The organism is Hydrogenispora ethanolica, from assembly GCF_004340685.1.
Classification (GTDB): Bacteria; Bacillota; UBA4882; order UBA8346; family UBA8346; genus Hydrogenispora; species Hydrogenispora ethanolica.
The window spans coordinates 1-15,634 of record NZ_SLUN01000064.1 but is presented as its reverse complement, the minus strand read 5'-3'; the positions used below and the strand labels follow the sequence as shown (position 1 = coordinate 15,634).

Annotated in this window: 14 protein-coding genes and 1 riboswitch; of the genes, 13 read left to right on the top strand and 1 reads right to left on the bottom strand. The window is 51.2% G+C overall.

Going from position 1 to position 15,634, the window contains the following annotated elements:
• Window positions 1-539 precede the first annotated feature (539 nt).
• The 13 genes from EDC14_RS25850 to murI all read left to right on the top strand — a co-directional run bounded on the left by EDC14_RS25850 (window position 540) and on the right by murI (window position 14,743).
• Entirely contained in the window at window positions 540-1,370 is an 831-nt protein-coding gene (locus EDC14_RS25850) for an AlkZ-related protein (RefSeq protein WP_132018088.1), read from the top strand.
• A 508-nt stretch (window positions 1,371-1,878) separates the two neighbouring features.
• The gene (locus EDC14_RS25845) at window positions 1,879-2,688 is read left to right on the top strand and encodes a rhomboid family intramembrane serine protease (RefSeq protein ID WP_132018085.1); all 810 of its coding nucleotides are present in this window, start codon (window positions 1,879-1,881) and stop codon (window positions 2,686-2,688) included.
• A complete protein-coding gene (locus tag EDC14_RS25840) occupies window positions 2,685-3,245 on the top strand; it encodes a flavodoxin family protein (protein ID WP_132018082.1) in 561 nt (186 codons plus the stop codon). The genes EDC14_RS25845 and EDC14_RS25840 overlap by 4 nt, the downstream gene beginning before the upstream one ends.
• A gap of 191 nt (window positions 3,246-3,436) precedes the next feature.
• Window positions 3,437-3,537: riboswitch (guanidine-I (ykkC/yxkD leader) on the top strand.
• A gap of 52 nt (window positions 3,538-3,589) precedes the next feature.
• The gene (locus EDC14_RS25835) at window positions 3,590-4,981 is read left to right on the top strand and encodes a lyase family protein (RefSeq protein WP_132018079.1); all 1,392 of its coding nucleotides are present in this window, start codon (window positions 3,590-3,592) and stop codon (window positions 4,979-4,981) included.
• A 114-nt stretch (window positions 4,982-5,095) separates the two neighbouring features.
• On the top strand, window positions 5,096-6,535 hold the full coding sequence (purF, locus tag EDC14_RS25830; RefSeq protein ID WP_243663125.1) for an amidophosphoribosyltransferase: 1,440 nt from the start codon (window positions 5,096-5,098) through the stop codon (window positions 6,533-6,535).
• The gene (gene purM / locus EDC14_RS25825) at window positions 6,532-7,566 is read left to right on the top strand and encodes a phosphoribosylformylglycinamidine cyclo-ligase (RefSeq protein ID WP_341540196.1); all 1,035 of its coding nucleotides are present in this window, start codon (window positions 6,532-6,534) and stop codon (window positions 7,564-7,566) included. The genes purF and purM overlap by 4 nt, the downstream gene beginning before the upstream one ends.
• Entirely contained in the window at window positions 7,563-8,183 is a 621-nt protein-coding gene (gene purN / locus EDC14_RS25820) for a phosphoribosylglycinamide formyltransferase (protein WP_132018076.1), read from the top strand. Before purM ends, purN begins: the two co-directional genes overlap by 4 nt.
• A gap of 89 nt (window positions 8,184-8,272) precedes the next feature.
• Window positions 8,273-9,832, top strand: coding sequence for a bifunctional phosphoribosylaminoimidazolecarboxamide formyltransferase/IMP cyclohydrolase (gene purH, locus EDC14_RS25815; RefSeq protein ID WP_132018073.1), 1,560 nt, complete (start codon window positions 8,273-8,275; stop codon window positions 9,830-9,832).
• 13 nt (window positions 9,833-9,845) lie between these two features.
• On the top strand, window positions 9,846-10,280 hold the full coding sequence (gene fabZ / locus EDC14_RS25810) for a 3-hydroxyacyl-ACP dehydratase FabZ (protein ID WP_132018070.1): 435 nt from the start codon (window positions 9,846-9,848) through the stop codon (window positions 10,278-10,280).
• 155 nt (window positions 10,281-10,435) lie between these two features.
• The gene (locus tag EDC14_RS25805) at window positions 10,436-11,320 is read left to right on the top strand and encodes a phosphoribosylaminoimidazolesuccinocarboxamide synthase (RefSeq protein ID WP_132018067.1); all 885 of its coding nucleotides are present in this window, start codon (window positions 10,436-10,438) and stop codon (window positions 11,318-11,320) included.
• Window positions 11,321-11,420: 100 nt separating this feature from the next.
• On the top strand, window positions 11,421-12,689 hold the full coding sequence (purD, locus tag EDC14_RS25800; RefSeq protein WP_132018064.1) for a phosphoribosylamine--glycine ligase: 1,269 nt from the start codon (window positions 11,421-11,423) through the stop codon (window positions 12,687-12,689).
• 107 nt (window positions 12,690-12,796) lie between these two features.
• The gene (locus EDC14_RS25795; protein ID WP_132018061.1) at window positions 12,797-13,678 is read left to right on the top strand and encodes a C1 family peptidase; all 882 of its coding nucleotides are present in this window, start codon (window positions 12,797-12,799) and stop codon (window positions 13,676-13,678) included.
• 291 nt (window positions 13,679-13,969) lie between these two features.
• The gene (gene murI / locus EDC14_RS25790; protein WP_132018058.1) at window positions 13,970-14,743 is read left to right on the top strand and encodes a glutamate racemase; all 774 of its coding nucleotides are present in this window, start codon (window positions 13,970-13,972) and stop codon (window positions 14,741-14,743) included.
• Window positions 14,744-14,767: 24 nt separating this feature from the next.
• Here the strand turns inward: murI and EDC14_RS27020 are convergent, their stop codons facing one another.
• On the bottom strand, window positions 14,768-14,920 hold the full coding sequence (locus EDC14_RS27020) for a hypothetical protein (RefSeq protein ID WP_165908336.1): 153 nt from the start codon (window positions 14,918-14,920) through the stop codon (window positions 14,768-14,770).
• Between the last annotated feature and the right edge of the window lie 714 nt (window positions 14,921-15,634).

The following is a 15,634-nucleotide window of genomic DNA, read 5'->3' as shown; positions in this document are numbered from 1 at the left end:
CTTCTTTCACCGATTACTTCCTTTAACGCAATTCTTTCATTTTCATCGCTTCGCTTGTCCCAACTTTGTTGGGGTGGGGGGCTTATTCACAAAACCAGCTTGCTCATTCACAAAACCAGCTCGCTTATCCACAAAAAGAGCTTGCCGAGTGACTGAGCGAGCTCACTTATTCACAAAACCAGCTTGCTCATTCACAAAACCAGCTCACTCATCCACAAAAAGAGCTCGCTGAACGACTGAGCAAGCTCTCTTATCCACAAAAAGAGCTTGCCCGACGACTGAATGAGCTCTTTTAGTCACCGAAAGTGATCCGGGACTCCCAAAACGTTCTCTTTCAGCTCCTCAACCCGGTCACGTATCTGCCAGGCGAGCCATGGCTTATCCTTCAATCCCTTCGTGAGTGAGCGGAGCGAACTTGATAACGTTTTAATTTTTTTATCGGACTGAAACGATCGTAAAATCGCCGATCGCGGGAGGAAGTTTTTAAAAAATTGCGAAAGATTATCAGAGAAAGTATCCATACCCGAAGGAGAAAGCAGATGTCCGAGCGATTTTTGACGCTTTCCCAGTTGCGAGCGGCCCGCGCCGAGCTCAACCGATTACATAGTGGTCGGGGCATCCACGACGATGCGGAAGCCTGCCGTTTCATTCGGGAGCGGGGTTTTGTCCTTTTGATGCCGATCGCAGGGATCCCTCTGCCCAGCCTTTCGGAAGCCGATGAAGCGGAAGCTTGGGACGGTTTTGCCATTACCGACCGGGCCTGGGCTTGGAAAGAAACTTTGCCTCAGCAAAAACGGTGCGCCTATACGAAATTGATCCATGGCCGCGGCACCTTCATCGATTGGCGGCTGTATCCGTCGTTTTTAAAAGTGTACGGTCCCGATGGCGATCCCGATTACGAATATGAGAACGGCCGCCTGGACCGGAATGAGCGGGATCTCTACCGGCTCGTCGCCGAATCCGGCCCGGTGGATTCCAGGGAATTATGGGCCATGGCTAAACCGCTTTTCGACGGGAAGCGGCACCGTTTCACCGCGGCCCTGGAACATCTGCAATCCCGGTTTTTCCTCACGGTCGCCGGCGGTTCGCTGGAGGGATGGACCCTCCATACCTGGGACCTGGTGGAACGGCAGGCGCCGCCCGAGATTCTGACGGGACTGCCGATGGCGGCCGAGGCGCGTTCGAACATCCTGCGCCAGACCATCCGAAACTGTTACGCGGTTTCGGAAAGAAAACTCCGTTCCATCCTCCGCTGGCCGGCGCCGGATTTTCAGGAGAGCTTTCAGGCCCTGAAAAACGACGGGGCAGTCATTGAGGTAAAAGTTGAAGGAGAAAACCTTCCATGGTTGATGCTCCGACATCAAACATGACGGCAAATGCCTTTTGAGTTCTCGCAAATTGAAATTCTCATTCTCCATAAAAACGAACTCTTACAAATTACTTTTGTGAGATAAAAAATTTAAAAACAATTAACAATTATTAAATATGCCATATAAAACCAGACCAACGGAAGGAATTTTCGTTGGTTTGGTTTTATTTCCGAGTACCCCGGAGCTTACGCCATTCAAGAACCGCTTTGGCCGAATCATATCCAAGCGTCGTAAGAAAAAAGGGATTTCTGAAAATTCTGCGAATTCATTGTTGAGAGCCTCGTACGCTCCGAGGCTGAATTCCGGATAGCGCTGTCGAGTGATTGAATGAGTCCTTTTTGAGAAAGGCCGGCCTGACCCGGAAAATCACCGCCGAATATGGCCGCGGTTTCTGATGCCGCCGGGCTACCCCGCTCCGGCCGGACGGCAAGCCGAAAAGAACCTTTTCGGCAGCAGTTTCGATGAAAAATGGGAAAAATAAAGCATCATCACGGGAGGACGCCACAATATGAATTGGTTGAATACGATCGAACGCCGCCTTGGCCGTTATGCCATCCGCAATCTGATGTATTACGTCATTGTTTTGAACGCGGTATTTTACGGCTTGATGTTTTTTGACCGGACCGGTTCGGTGATTCGTTTGCTGGAACTGGATCCCGCCCTCATCCTGCGGGGCCAGGTCTGGCGTTTGATCAGTTTTATCTTTATTCCCCCGATGGTCTCGCCGCTATGGATCATCTTCACCTTGTACTTCTATTACCTGGTGGGTGTCAATTTGGAGCATGAATGGGGCAGTTTCCGGTTTAACCTCTATTACCTCATCGGAATGCTGGCCACGATCGTCGTCGCCTTCCTTTTCGGCGGAGCCACCGGCGTGTATTTGAATCTGTCGCTCTTTCTAGCCTTCGCCTATCTTTTTCCGAATTACCAGATCATGCTGTTCTTCGTCCTTCCGGTCAAGATTAAATATTTGGCCTGGCTCAATTGGGCAGTTTTGGCCTGGACCGTGCTGACGGGTTCCTGGGGGAGCAAAGCCGCGGCCGTGGCTTCGGTGGTCAACTATTTTGTCTTTTTCGGCGCCGACTTGATAGCCACCGGAAAGCTTAACCGTCAGGTCCACCAAAACCGCAAGCGTTTCTTCGAACAACTGGGTGATACGCCGGTCTTTCATCGCTGCGCGGCCTGCGGCATCACGGATAAGACTCACCCCAAGATGGATTTTTCCTACTGCAAACTCTGCGACGGCGAGTATGAGTATTGCACCCGGCACATTCAGGATCATCAACACGTTCGGAAAAATTCGGAGGAGAAACCATGAATCGGATCCTGGGAATCGTCGGCAGTCCCCGGCGGAATGGCAACACTCACCGGCTGGTGGATGCGGTTTTACAGGGAGCCCGGGATGGCGGCGGCGTAACCGAGCTGATTTTTCTGAACGATCTGCATATCAAAGAGTGCGATGGCTGTCATGCCTGCTGGAGGAGCGACCGCTGCGTGAAGCAGGATGATATGAGCAGACTCTACGCCAGGATCGGCGCTAGTGACGCCGTCGTCTTCGGCACGCCGGTCTATTGGTATGGCCCTACCGCATTAATGAAAGGTTTTATTGATCGCTTTGTCTATTTTAACTGTCCGGACCATCGGGGCATGGTGAGGGGCAAACCGGCGGGGATCGTCGTCCCCTTCGAAGAAACGGCGGAGCAAACCGCGGCGCCGCTGCTGACCTTCTTTGAGCTGAGCCTGGCTTTTTTGGAAATGCCCATCGCCGGAACGGTACTTGTACCCGGCGTTACCCGGGTCGGCGAGGTGACGGACCAACCCGGGCGCTTGCAGGAAGCGCAGCAACTCGGGAAGCGGCTTGCCGGCGGGCGCTGAGATCTTCGCTTTTCTCCGGAATTACTCAAGCGAAACCGTTCGGAGGTGCCGAAATTGTTTTTGAATCCGTTCCGATGAGAAAATTGTTAGTGGTTAAGCTTGAACTTTTGAACACCAAGTTAAAAAACGAAGCCGTTTGATTGACAACCGGCCCCGGTTTTGTTATGATTTAAGCAGTTAATTTCATATGATGGAAGTGCACCTAGGGTTCCGTCCGGTGAGCCGGAGACTGGTCCAAGTGGTGCAGGCACCTGCGGGTGTTACACCGTAGAGGGATAAAAACCCGGGCGGATAGGTTTCAAGGGTACCTATCCGCCCATTTATTTTTTTTAGGGGGTTATCGATTGGAACGCGATATTTTCTTGAACCTTAGCCCGCTGGATCACCGCTATTATGCCTCAAATGAGCCGCTCTTCAATCAATTGGCAGAGTATTTTTCCGAAAATGCTTACATTCGGTACGAACTGAAAGTGGAGGCGGCGCTGGTCAGAGTTCTAGCCAAACGAGGCCTTTGTAGCCAGGCGATCGCCGCCGAGGTGTCCCAGGCGTGCAATGAAGTTGAACCGGAGGAAGTATACCTGGAAGAAGAGAAGACCAAGCATAACATCCGGGCTTTGGTCAATTGCATTCAGCATCGGGTGAGCGAAGCAGCCAGACCCTACGTTCATTTCACGACCACTTCGGTGGATATCATGGACTCCGCCACGGCATTACGGTTCAAAGAGGCCACCGAGAAAGTGGTTCTCCCCAAGATGCTGGAGTTGGAAGCGTTGCTCATCGCGATCGCCCGCCGTGAAAAAGGGACTCTGCAAGTAGGGCGGACCCATGGCCAGCATGCTGTACCCATCACGTTCGGCTTTGCCATGGCGGAGTATGTCAGCCGATTGGGCTCCCGGATCGAATGTGTCAAGCAGACCGCTGATAATTTGCGGGGGAAGATTTCCGGCGCGGTCGGAGCATATAATGCCAGTTCGTTGTTTTTCGATGATCCGATGGAGTTCGAGACCGAGGTTCTTTGGGAATTAGGCCTGCAACCGGCCATCTACTCCAATCAGATCGTCGAACCTGAATATTTGACCGATTATATCCATGCGATCCTCTCGGCTTTCGGCGTCCTGGCCAACCTGGCGGATGACATCCGGAATCTGCAGCGCACCGAGATCGGTGAGGTCGGAGAGGTTTTCGAAGCCACTCAGGTCGGTTCCTCGACCATGCCCCACAAGCGGAATCCCTGGAATTTCGAGCATGTGAAAAGCATGTGGAAAGAGTTTATGCCGCGCATGGTCACCTTATATGCGGATCAGATCTCTGAACACCAGCGGGACTTGACCAATTCCGCTTCCGGCCGGTTCGTGCCGGAAATTGTCGTCGGCTTTGTGGCGGCGGTGGATCGGTTGACGCGGGTCATGAAAAAATTAGTGGTCGATGAGTCCCGAATGAAGCGGAATTTCGAAATGACCAAGGAGATGGTAATCGCCGAGCCGCTTTATATCTTATTGGCATCCCTCGGCCACCCGGATGCGCATGAAGCGGTTCGCAAGTTGACCCTGAAATCGCAACAGACCGGAAAAACATTGCGCGAATTGCTGGTGACGCAAGAAGAACTATTCCCTTATTGGGAACGGCTAACCCCGAAACAACGCGGCGTTTTAGAACACCCCGAACAATATCGGGGATGGGCCGAACGAAAAACCGAATATCTTTGTGATCTTTGGGAAAAACGTTTGATGATTTGAGTAGCTAGGATAAAATAAATTCCAATTTAATTTTATTTGCATTCGGCCTTAGGATGCAAATCGTACTGAAGAAATTTATTTCTTCTTATATAAAATTCTAAGGAGTTGGAAGACTTGGCCCAACCGATAGAGCAGGCTGACGATTTTTTATGGGATGAACAACCGGAAGAAGCTTGCGGCATCTTTGGGGTTTATAGCAATGATGAAGACTGTAATGCCGCAGCTTTGACCTATCTCGGTCTGTACGCCTTACAACATCGCGGACAAGAAAGCGCGGGGATGGTCGTCTCCGACGGGACTCACGTATCGGTCCACAAGAATATGGGTTTGGTATCCAATGTTTTTAACCGGGATATTTTGGACGGGCTGAGAGGACGGATCGGCATCGGCCATGTCCGCTACTCCACAACGGGTTCCAGTTTGCTGGCCAACGCCCAACCGTTACTGGCCCGCTGTTCCAAAGGAATGCTGGCGGTAGCCCATAACGGCAACCTGGTGAATACCGAGGATCTCCGGAAAGAGTTGGAAAACGGCGGCTCGGTCTTTCAAACCTCTACCGACACTGAAGTGATCATGAACCTTGTCGCCCGGCACAGCCGGGAGAATCTGGCCGATGCGATTTTGAAAGCGGCCCAGAGCCTCAAGGGTTCCTATTCGTTAGTAATCATGTCGAAGGACGCATTGATCGGATTACGGGATCCTTACGGGGTCCGGCCGATGTGCCTTGGTAAACTGGCGGATGCCTATATCCTGGCTTCCGAGAGTTGTGCGTTCAGCAGTATCGGAGCACGTTTCATCCGGGACATCCAGCCGGGCGAGCTGGTAATGATTGACCGTGACGGCTTGCGCAGCTATCATTTGCCGCCTGCTCCCAGTCAAGCGATTTGCATCTTCGAATATATCTATTTTGCCCGGCCCGACAGCAACATTGACGGTTTGAATGTCCATATGGCCCGGAAAGCGATGGGCCGGGAATTAGCGAAATTATTTCAACATGAAGCCGATGTGGTCATTCCGGTCCCGGATACCGGATTATCGACGGCGATAGGGTTCGCCGAGGCGTCGGGGATTCCCTATGATATCGGCCTCATTAAAAACACCTATGTGGGACGAACGTTCATCCAACCCAATCAGGCATTGCGGGACATGGGAGTCCGGATCAAGCTGAATCCAGTCGAAAGCGTCTTACAAGGAAAGCGGGTCGTCATTATCGACGACACCATTGTCCGTGGCACGACCAGCGGCAAAATTATTCATCTGCTGCGAGAGGCTGGAGCCAAAGAGGTTCATATGTGCGTCAGCGCTCCTCCGATTACCCATCCCTGTTACTATGGAATTGATACGTCGGTCCGGAAGGAACTGATTGCTTCCTCCCATAGCGTGGAGGAGATTCGTCGTTTCATCGGTGCCGATTCATTAAACTATCTTTCCCTGGAAGCGCTATACCGCGCGGTCGAGCCCAAGGAAGGCCTTTGCGTAGCCTGCTTTAACGGAAACTACCCCATTACCATCCCGCAAGAAGAGAGCAGAGATAAATTTTTACTGGAGGAGTGAGTATCATCGCTGACCTTTACAAAGAAGCCGGCGTGGATATTGATGCCGGAAACGAGGCGGTCCGTCGCATTAAAACGTTGGTGAAAGGAACGCACAACCGGCAAGTCATCGGAGATTTGGGCAGTTTTGGCGGGCTCTATTCCTTTCCGTCGGAACAATACCGCAACCCGGTTCTGGTGTCCAGCACCGATGGGGTCGGAACCAAGCTAAAGATCGCGTTTGCTTTGGAACGGTATGATACCGTCGGTTACGACTTGGTCAACCATTGTGTCAATGATATTCTGGTTCAAGGGGCAAAACCGCTGTTTTTCCTGGATTACATCGGGACCGGCACTGTCCGTCCGGCGATGATTGAAGCGGTGGTCAGCGGTCTGGCCCGCGGTTGCCGCGAGAACGGGTGTGTGTTAATCGGCGGAGAAACCGCCGAGATGCCCGGGATTTATTCTAGTGGCGAGTTTGATCTGGTGGGTACCATTGTCGGAGTGGTGGAACGGGATGAATTGATTACCGGAGCGGCGATCCAACCGGGCGACCGGGTCCTCGGGCTACCGTCGTGGGGCTTGCATACCAACGGTTATTCGCTGGCCCGGAAGATTTGCTTTGAAGATCTCGGGCTACAGCCGACCGATCGGGTTGCGGGGCTGGAGCGGCCCATCGGAGAAGAACTGCTTGCCTCACATCGTTCCTATTTTCAGGCGCTGTATCCTCTGATTACTCAAAAGATCTGCAAAGGTTTGGCTCATTTGACGGGGGGCGGCTTTATCGACAACATTCCGCGGATTCTCCCGGAAGGATGCGCGGTTCAGATCCAAAAAGGAAGTTGGCCGGTATTGCCAATCTTCCGGTTTTTGCAGGAATCCGGCGGTATTCCTGATGCCGAAGCGTATCGGGTATTCAATATGGGAATTGGAATGGTGGCGATCGTAGCTCAAGAATCCCTCACCGCGTTTCAGGCGGCGGTGCCCGAAAGTTACTTGATTGGAGCGGTCATCCAGGGGGACCGCGAAGTCTTTATGGAGGATCCGGAGTGAAACAACGCATTGGCGTACTGGTGTCCGGCGGCGGAACGAACTTACAGGCATTAATCGATGCGTCGGAGGAAGGCTTTTTTGCGGCAGAAATCGGCGTAGTCATTAGTAATAAAGCCGGGGTCTTCGCTTTAGAGCGGGCGTCGCAACACGGAATTCCGGCAGTGGTGATCGACCATCGTCAGTTCGGGTCAGTCACCGAATTTACCGCAGCCATAATCGCGGCATTAAAGGAATATCAAATTAACCTGGTATGTTTGGCCGGCTTTTTAAGAATTTTGGATCCGCTTTTCTTTCTTACATACCTGAATCGGGTCTTAAATATTCATCCGGCCTTATTGCCCGCCTTTGGCGGAAAGGGAATGTACGGACACCATGTTCATGAGGCGGTATTGCGATCGGGGGCTAAGTTCTCCGGAGCCACTGTTCATTTTGTGACCGCCGAGCCCGACGCGGGCCCCATTGTCGCGCAAGGAATCGTCGCGGTCGCTGAAGAGGATACGCCGGATACATTGGCGGAACGGGTGCTCCAGGTCGAACATCAGATTTATCCCGAGGCCGTCAAGTTCGTATTGGAAGGGCGGTTCGTCATTGATGGGCTACGGGTTCGTTCCGTATAAAGAATCGTTCTTATTCCCTATATAAAATTGGATGGGATTGTAAAATACGCTAGCTATCATTATTCTAAATTCTATTAGGAGGCGGAATCATGGCAAAGATCCAACGGGCGTTGCTCAGTGTGTCGGATAAGACTGGCCTGCTTGAATTGGCCCAATTTCTGGCTGCGTCCAAGGTGGAGATGATTTCTACCGGCGGAACTTTTAAGGCTATCCAAGAGGCAGGTCTCCCCGTCACGTATATTTCGGATGTGACTGGTTTTCCGGAGATTCTCGACGGCCGGGTTAAAACGCTTCATCCGGCGATCCACGGCGGTTTGCTGGCAATTCGCGATTCGGAGGAACATCGTTGCCAACTGGCGGAGCAACGAATTCGCCCCATCGATCTGGTTGTGGTCAACCTCTATCCGTTTGCGGCGACTGTTGCCAAACCGGAAGTTACCTTGGAAGATGCCATTGAAAACATTGACATCGGCGGCCCTTCCATGTTACGATCCGCCGCTAAGAACCATCATGATGTAACGGTAGTGGTGGACCCCGCCGATTATCCGGTATTGATCAAGGAACTTCGGGCCAATCAAGGCCAAACGACCCTCGAATTTCGCAAACAATGCGCTTTGAAGGTCTTTCAAACGACCGCCGCTTACGATTCGATGATCTTTAACTATTTTAACTCAAAATATACTCCAAGCGCTGACGGGCACCCGGAACTGCTGCAATTGACTTACCACAAGCAGCAAAGTTTACGGTATGGCGAAAATCCGCACCAGCAAGCCGCTTTTTATGTAGAGCGTCCAATCTTGCCGGGCACGGTGGCCGCGGCCAAGCAACTTCACGGCAAGGAATTGTCCTTTAATAATATCAATGATGCGAATGCTGCGATTGAAATGGTCAAGGAATTTTCAGAAACGGCAGTGGTCGCCATCAAACATGCCAATCCTTGCGGTGTTGGCGTGGCGGATACGCCTTTCTCGGCATACCAAAAAGCATTTGACAGCGATCCAGTATCGATCTTCGGCGGAATCGTGGCTTTCAATCGCCCCGTCGACTTGCGATCTGCCGAAGCCATGAGCGAATTGTTTCTCGAAATCGTCATCGCGCCGGAGTTTGCGCCGGAAGCTTTTGAAGTGCTGGCCCGCAAAAAGAACCTGCGTCTGCTGGAACTTCCCGAACTCAGCCATGCTTCCCGTCAAAAGGGACTGGACTTGAAGAAGGTCGCTGGCGGACTGCTGGTTCAGGATCTCGATTTGGCGGAGGTACAACCGTCCGATCTAAAAGTTGTCACCCAACGACAGCCAACTGAGAATGAGTTGAAAGAGCTTCTTTTTGGGTGGAAAGTCGTTAAGCATGTTAAATCGAACGCCATCGTCATTACGAAAGACAATGGAACGATAGGGATCGGGCCGGGACAGACGAACCGGGTGGGAGCGGTTTGTATTGCGATTGGGCAGGCGGGCGAGAAGGTGAAAGGATCCTGTTTGGCTTCGGATGCCTATTTCCCGATGCCGGATTCAGTAGAAGAAGCGGCTAAGGCAGGTGTAACTGCGATTATTCAACCGGGAGGTTCCATTCGCGATCAAGACTCCATCACGATGGCCGACCGCTATGGGATGGCGATGGTCTTTACCGGTATCCGTCATTTTAAACATTGATGCGAGGTGCCCTATGCTAGATAACTTGCAGATCAAAGAGTTTTTGCCGCATCGATATCCGTTCTTATTAGTGGATCGAATTTTGGAGATCGAAACCGGCCATCATGCGATTGGTATCAAAAATATTTCCGGGAATGATTTCTATAATAATGACACGGATGCGGGTAGTTTAGTGTTTCCTGGAGCCTTGCAAGTGGAAGCCATGGCCCAGGTTGCCGGATTCGTGGTAAAAGATCTGCTGGATGAAGAGTGTCAAAATCCGCTCCTCGCGAGCATTGAGAGGGTTCGCTTCCGCAGGCAGGCTCGCCCTGGGGATCAGCTTCGAATCGAAGTAGTTGTCAAGAAATTTAAAGGGAAGATCGGTAAGTTTGAAGGGAAAACTTTCATTGGCAATGAAATGGCCAGCGAAGCTACTTTCTCATGCTTTTTGGTACCCGGAGACTTTTAAACGCGTTGTGTAAACCCTGTCCGAAGGACAGGGTATTTACAAAAACTCTGAAAAGCAAGGGATAAAGTCGTTTTCAAACTTTTCACACGATGATTTTCCGATTCAAAAAACTTTATCCTATGGCTTTTCGATTCTAGGATATGGAGGTTTAACAAATGGCGGTTTCTACCACCACCCTCAAAAGTTTTCCGATGATTGGCAGGGGGAAGGTCCGGGATATTTACGATCTGAATCAGCACCTATTGATCGTAGCTACGGACCGGCTCTCCGCCTTCGATGTTGTTTTCAATGAGCCGATTCCGGAGAAAGGACGCGTTTTGACCGGACTCTCGGTCCATTGGTTCCGTCAGACCGCAGAATTGCTACCCAACCATTTCATTTCGGCGGAGATCGATGAGGTGCCCGGCCTTACTTCAGCGGAGCGGGAAATGTTACGCGGCCGTTCGATGCTGGTGAAAAAAGGACAGGTGGTTCCGGTGGAATGCATCGTCCGTGGTTATTTGGCGGGCAGCGGCTGGAAAGATTATCAACAGACGGGTGCGGTTTCTGGCATCAAACTCCCGGAGGGCTTGGTTGAAAGCAGCAAATTGCCGGAACCGATCTTCACCCCGACGACAAAAGAGAGTACCGGGCATGATGCGCCTTTAACCTATGCGGAGCTAAGTCAGAAAGTCGGCGCGGAATTGGCGGGATTATTAAAAGATTATTCGCTCCGCCTTTACCAATTTGGGGCGGAGCGGGCAGAGGCCAATGGGATCATCATCGCCGATACGAAGTTCGAATTTGCTTGGGTGGATGGGGTACTGACTGTGGTGGACGAGGTCTTCACTCCCGACTCCTCTCGGTTTTGGCCGCTCGATCAGTATCGGGCCGGTCAGTCCCAACCGAGTTTTGACAAGCAGTACGTCCGCGATTACTTGGAGACCTTGGATTGGAATAAACAGCCCCCGGCCCCAGCCTTGCCGGTCGAAATAATTCAAAAAACCAGCGCTAAATATCTGGAAGCCTATCAGAGAATCGTCGGTCAACCTCTTTATTAGTCTTCGCGGAACGATTGCTGAGATTGCAGGAGGTGAAAGGCCGATGGATGATCTAGGAGCCTTTCGTCTTACCAATGAAACCTGAACCGGAGGAATGACGATGAAAGTAATGGTTATCGGCGGGGGCGGTCGTGAGCACGCGTTAGCATGGAAGCTTTCCCAGAGCCCGTTGGTCACCCATATTTATTGTGTGCCGGGCAATGCCGGTACGGCGCAGTTCGCGGAGAATGTGACGATCGATTCCATCGTTGGAATGGCTGAGTTTGCCGCAGAGAATCAGGTCGGTTTGACGGTGGTGGGACCGGATGCTTATTTGGCCGACGGGACGGTTGATATTTTTCAGCGGAAAGGCTTATTAGTTTACGGTCCAACGCAGGCAGCCGCACGTTTGGAGTCGAGTAAAGTCTTTGCCAAAGCTTTCATGCAGCGGCATGGTATCCCCACCGCCCGGCACCAAAGTTTTACGGATCCAGTGGCAGCGCGGAGATATATCGAACAGATTGGAGCGCCGGCGGTGATCAAGGCAGACGGTCTGGCTGCGGGAAAAGGCGTGGTAGTGGCGATGGATCTATCGACAGCCCTGCAGGCGGTGGAACGGATGATGAATGACCGCATCTTCGGGGAGTCCGGCTCCGCCATTGTGGTAGAGGAGTATATGGAAGGCGAAGAAGTTTCTTTGCTGGCGTTTTGTGATGGAAACCGGGCCGTGCCGATGCTTTCGGCCCAGGATCATAAACGCATCGGTGATCATGACACCGGACCCAATACGGGAGGAATGGGAACTTACTCGCCGACTGCCGCGTACACTCCGGACGTGGCGGAACGAGTAGTACGGGAGATCCTCAATCCGACGATTCAGGCCATGCGCCAAGAAGGGACGCCTTTTGTGGGAACGCTCTTTTTGGGTTTGATGCTGACCCAAAGCGGCCCGAAAGTCGTGGAGTATAATGTAAGATTCGGTGATCCCGAAACCCAAGTCGTACTGCCGTTACTCGAATCCGATCTGGCTCAAATCTTTTTAGATGCCATCGCCGGCAAGCTTGATCCGGACAAAATTCATTGGCGGAGTAGCCAATATGCGGTATGTGTGGTGGCCGCGGCTCCGGGTTATCCGGGAACTTACCCGACCGGTTTGCCCATCAACGGACTGGAACGAGTTGCCGACTCGCTGGTCTTCCACGCCGGAACTAAAACTACCGCGGAAGGTCGGGTTTTAACTGCCGGAGGCCGGGTCCTGAACGTAGTGCATCTTGGCGACAGTATCCGGGAAGCGGTCGATGGCGTTTATCGTGATTTATCCCGGATTCATTTTGACGGAATTTATTATCGAAAAGACATTGCCTGGCGCGAATTGGGCCGGAGTGAATAAACAGGTTCTAAAAGCTACCATTGCTACATAGATATTTTTAGTCCGTAAAGTATACGGACTTTTTTTATTGTATCCATATCATGAGAGACAACGAGGAGGACTTTCCGATGCCGCGTATTGTTGCTCGAAAAATGGGGTGGCTGCCGGATTTTCCCGATTTTCGCGATTATACTCTCGATCATCAACAAGTGGCGCCCCAGCTGGAACGAGTTACCTCGGTTAAGCCCGAAGCGGTCGCTTTGCCGACGACTGTCGATCTGCGCGCTTGGTGTTCGCCGGTAGAGGATCAGGGTGATATCGGCTCATGTACAGCCAATGCCGGCGTTGGTCTGGTCGAGTATTTCGAGCGCCGGGCTTTCGGCAAATATCTCGACGCATCCCGTCTGTTCTTATACAAAACCACCCGGAACTTTCTACATTTAACAGGAGACACCGGAGCCTACCTCCGTTCGACACTGGGGGCGCTGGTGCTGTTTGGCGTGCCTCCGGAAGAATACTGGCCTTATAATGTCCAGAATTACGATGTCGAGCCGAGCGCTTTCTGTTATTCCTTTGCGCAAAACTATCGAACCATCAAATATGTACGCCTGGATCCGCCCGGAATCACCAAAACTGCCTTGTTAAACCGGATTAAGCGGAATCTGGCCCAGGGTTTCCCGGCGATCTTCGGGTTTACTGTCTATAGTTCCATCGAACAAGCCGAGACCGATGGCAAGATCCCATTTCCCGAACCTGGAGAATCAGTGGTGGGTGGGCATGCAGTGATGGTCGTTGGCTATGATAATAAAACCAAGATCCAAAATCAAAATGCAAGGGGCTCTCAGACTACTGGCGCATTCTTGATCCGTAACTCCTGGGGGAAGGCATGGGGAAACGACGGCTACGGATGGTTGCCTTATGAGTATCTTCAAAAAGGATTGGCGGAGGACTGGTGGACCATTTTAAAGAATGATTGGATCGATACCGGGCAATTCGGTGAGTCAACTTGACCAGGCTTAGGTCGGGGGCTCGAAGATCCTTCATGGCTTAACTTCTGATAATAGGGGATTGTATCACAACGGTGCCCGAAAGACCACCGTTGTTTTTTTACATCGTTTCAGCAGGCAGCAAAGGCTGAATATCATTTTTTATGAAAATCAAGCGAAATCTCCTCAAAAAGTGATATAATACCTGTGTGCCTTCACTCAGGTTTCTATGGGTCATGCCGTATAAGCGTTACAGAAAATTTTAGTTTCCGGCAGGAAGCGCATGGACCTTTAACCAATTCGGAGGAATTGATCGTGTATATTGGTTTTCTGGATTCGGGCATTGGCGGTTTAACCGTGCTGAGAGAGGCGTTAGCGCTTTTGCCGAATGAAGATTATTTATATTACGCCGATTCGGTGCACGCACCCTATGGAATCAAACCCAAAGAAACGGTGCGGCGTTATATTTTTGATGCGGTGGAATTCATGGTTGGACAGGGCATCAAGGCGTTGGTGGTTGCCTGCAATACCGCCACGATTGTGGCAGCCAATGATCTGCGGACCCGTTACGATTTTCCGATTATCGGGATGGAGCCGGCAGTCAAACCAGCGGTGGAGCAGAACCGGGGCAATCATAAGCGGGTGTTGGTCACCGCTACCCCGCTATCGTTAAAAGAAGAGAAGTTTCAAAATTTAGTGGCGCGGGTTGACGATGAACATGTGGTGGACCTGCTTCCTCTGCCGGAGCTGGTAGAGTACGCACAGCACTTTATTTTTGACGACGAGGTAATTCTGCCCTACTTAAAGGAAGAATTGGCCCCCTTTGACCTGAGCCATTATGGCACGATCGTCCTGGGATGTACTCATTTTCCCCATTATCGGGAAGCTTTCAGACGGCTCCTCCCCGCCGGGGTGGCGATCATCGATGGCAGTTCCGGAACGGTGCGCCGCTTAAAAAATCTTTTGGACGAGAAGGGGCTTCTGGCGAACCGGAACGAACCCGGCCGGATCGTCTTTTACACTTCCGGGGTTTTGGAAGAAGATCCGGAAAAGCTGCAAAAGTATAGGGAATTATTAACCAGGAAATAAAATAAAAAAGCGAAGATTGGTTTACTAATCTCCGCTTTTCCCCAAAAGTCCGTTCAATCCGGCCATCCAGCTGTAATCAAAATGCTTCCGTTTTCCGGGAAACAATTCTCCGCTGCAATGCGGGCAAAACTCCCGGCCGTAGCCGATCGCTTTGTGACAATCCGGACATTTCTTCATCGTAAATTCCTCCTTTTGGATAGATGGGACGCTTTATGTCCCTTTATTTATTTTCCTGTCCCTCTTAGGCTTATTATATGTATGGGTTCATGGAAATACAATCGGTTTACCGAATGGTAATCCAAAATCAACGTTGGTAACTTACCCTTTTATCCGGTTAAACCCTCTGTAAACCCTTTCCAACAGCCGTCCCAACTTCCGACTGCCCAAAATGCGAATTGTTGCGTCAAAATGCCGTAATGCCTCCCCGGCATGGAATTTTTTGTCCCCGGCATCGCTATTTGGGGGCCGGAGAAATAGTTTTTCCATCCCGGTAATTCAATTTTCCATCAGGAGAATTGGACTTACCGAGTATCAACTTCGCTCCGCTTACCCTCTGACCGTACCCGGTTTTGCCGCACTTTCCGGACTTATCCACAGCCAAAACCATTAACCACGTTAAACGGATCCGTTTATCCACAAAAATAGGTCGCTTATTCACAAAAAGAGCTTGCTGAACGACTGAGCGAGCTCTCCCATTCACAAAACAAGCTTGCTTATCCACAAAAAGAGCTTGCCGAGTCACTGAGCGAGCTCGCTTATTCACAAAACCAGCTTGCTTATTCACAAAACAAGCTCACTGATGATTATAAATTTAGATCCGGAAGGGCTTTACCAGAACATATGTTCGTGATAAAATAAACTAAAGAACAAATGTTCTGGGAGGGAATCCAA

What these genes read in the sequence shown, in the direction of transcription:
- EDC14_RS25850 (WP_132018088.1), top strand. Translation starts at nt 540, where the DNA reads ATGTCCGAGCGATTTTTGACGCTTTCCCAGTTGCGAGCGGCCCGCGCC.
- EDC14_RS25845 (WP_132018085.1), top strand. Translation starts at nt 1,879, where the DNA reads ATGAATTGGTTGAATACGATCGAACGCCGCCTTGGCCGTTATGCCATC.
- EDC14_RS25840 (WP_132018082.1), top strand. Translation starts at nt 2,685, where the DNA reads ATGAATCGGATCCTGGGAATCGTCGGCAGTCCCCGGCGGAATGGCAAC.
- purH (WP_132018073.1), top strand. Translation starts at nt 8,273, where the DNA reads ATGGCAAAGATCCAACGGGCGTTGCTCAGTGTGTCGGATAAGACTGGC.
- fabZ (WP_132018070.1), top strand. Translation starts at nt 9,846, where the DNA reads ATGCTAGATAACTTGCAGATCAAAGAGTTTTTGCCGCATCGATATCCG.
- EDC14_RS25805 (WP_132018067.1), top strand. Translation starts at nt 10,436, where the DNA reads ATGGCGGTTTCTACCACCACCCTCAAAAGTTTTCCGATGATTGGCAGG.
- purD (WP_132018064.1), top strand. Translation starts at nt 11,421, where the DNA reads ATGAAAGTAATGGTTATCGGCGGGGGCGGTCGTGAGCACGCGTTAGCA.
- EDC14_RS25795 (WP_132018061.1), top strand. Translation starts at nt 12,797, where the DNA reads ATGCCGCGTATTGTTGCTCGAAAAATGGGGTGGCTGCCGGATTTTCCC.
- EDC14_RS27020 (WP_165908336.1), bottom strand. Translation starts at nt 14,920, where the DNA reads ATGAAGAAATGTCCGGATTGTCACAAAGCGATCGGCTACGGCCGGGAG.